A 1318-nucleotide genomic window follows, 5' to 3' on the forward strand; every position below is an offset into this window, starting at 1 on the left:
TGGGGTTCCCCCGATTTCGTGGACACCGATCAGGGGTTCATAGGGATGAGTGTACGGGCAGTGATGAACGCCTGCTCGTAGTCGATCGGACTCAGGTAGCCGATCGTTGAATGACGCCGCTCGCGGTTGTAGTAGCCCTCGATCCAAAAGGCCAGATCACGCTGCAGCTGCTGAGGTGAAATCAGGACCTCTCGATCGTCATCGAGGTTCCGCTCCAGTTTCAGGGTGGAGAAAAAGCTCTCCACCACCGCGTTGTCCCAGCAGCAGCCCTTGGCGGACATGCTGCAGGTGATCTTCTCCTTCTGGAGCAGCTCCCGGTAGTCGTTGGCCCGGTACTGGCTGCCCTGATCAGTGTGGATCAGCAGCTGATCGGGCGCCACCTGGCGATGACCGAGGGCGCGGTTGAGGGCCTCGATCACCAAGGCTGTATCCATCCGCTGATCCAGCGTCCAACCGACGACGCGGCGGCTGAACAGATCGATCCAGACAGCGAGATACCGCCAGCCGGCGCTCGTACGGATGTAGGTGATGTCGCCGGCCCAGCAACGGTTGGGCGCCGCGGGTTGGAACTCCTGCTGGAGCAGGTTCTCCACCACCCCAACGGCGCCTCTGCCGGCCTTGGAGCAGGGCCTGAACGCCTTGCGGGTTCTGGCCCTGAGCTCAGCACGGCGCATCAGCCTGGCCACCCGATGGCGGCCGATGTGGCGCCCCGAGGCCCGCAGCTCCTGATGGATCCGCGGGGATCCGTAGAAGCCGCGATGCACCTGGAACACCGCCGTGATCTCAGCGGTGATCGCCGCGTTCTCGGCCGCTCGCTTTCCCGGCGCCTCCTGCCGCTGCCGCCAGGCATAGAAGCCACTGCGGGCCACACCCAGCTGCCGGCACAGCCAGGCCACCGAGTGCTGAGCGGCCAGCTGATCGATCAGGCGAAACCTCTCGGCGGCAGCTGCTCTTTTGCAAAGTGCGCTGCCGCCAGCCTGAAAAAATCCTTCTCCCTCCTTAGCTCTCGGTTCTCCTTGCGGAGCCGGGCCAGTTCAGCCCTCTCCTCGCTGGTGAGCAGGCCCTGGTCACGGGGACCGGCCTGGCCGCGATCGATGCGGGCCTGCCGTACCCAGCGGGCCAGGCTGCTGGAGGGAAGCCCAAGCCGCTCAGCAACGGCATTGCAGGAGAGCCCCTCCTGCAGGCAGAGCTCCACGGCCTCCTCCTTCTGCTGCGGCGTAAACCGGCGCCGGGTTCTGGTGGGGTTGGTCATCGATAGACAGTCTGGTGGTCATGGCGTGACCCCTAACGACTTGTCCTCAAAACCGGGGGAAGCCCA

The 1318-nt window shown here is 64.8% G+C and carries 2 protein-coding genes; both read right to left on the minus strand.

The features are described from left to right. Nucleotides 1-29: 29 nt before the first annotated feature. Nucleotides 30-926: an IS3 family transposase gene (locus ACLNEE_RS16705; RefSeq protein ID WP_412007427.1), complete on the minus strand. Its 897-nt coding sequence runs from the start codon at nt 924-926 to the stop codon at nt 30-32. Then, nucleotides 923-1252: a transposase gene (locus ACLNEE_RS16710; RefSeq protein WP_411424838.1), complete on the minus strand. Its 330-nt coding sequence runs from the start codon at nt 1250-1252 to the stop codon at nt 923-925. The genes ACLNEE_RS16705 and ACLNEE_RS16710 overlap by 4 nt, the downstream gene beginning before the upstream one ends. Nucleotides 1253-1318 lie beyond the last annotated feature (66 nt).

Source organism: Aphanothece stagnina RSMan2012, from assembly GCF_046764815.1.
Taxonomy (GTDB): domain Bacteria; phylum Cyanobacteriota; class Cyanobacteriia; order PCC-6307; family Cyanobiaceae; genus NIES-981.

What these genes read in the sequence shown, in the direction of transcription:
- ACLNEE_RS16710 (WP_411424838.1), bottom strand. Translation starts at nt 1,252, where the DNA reads ATGACCAACCCCACCAGAACCCGGCGCCGGTTTACGCCGCAGCAGAAG.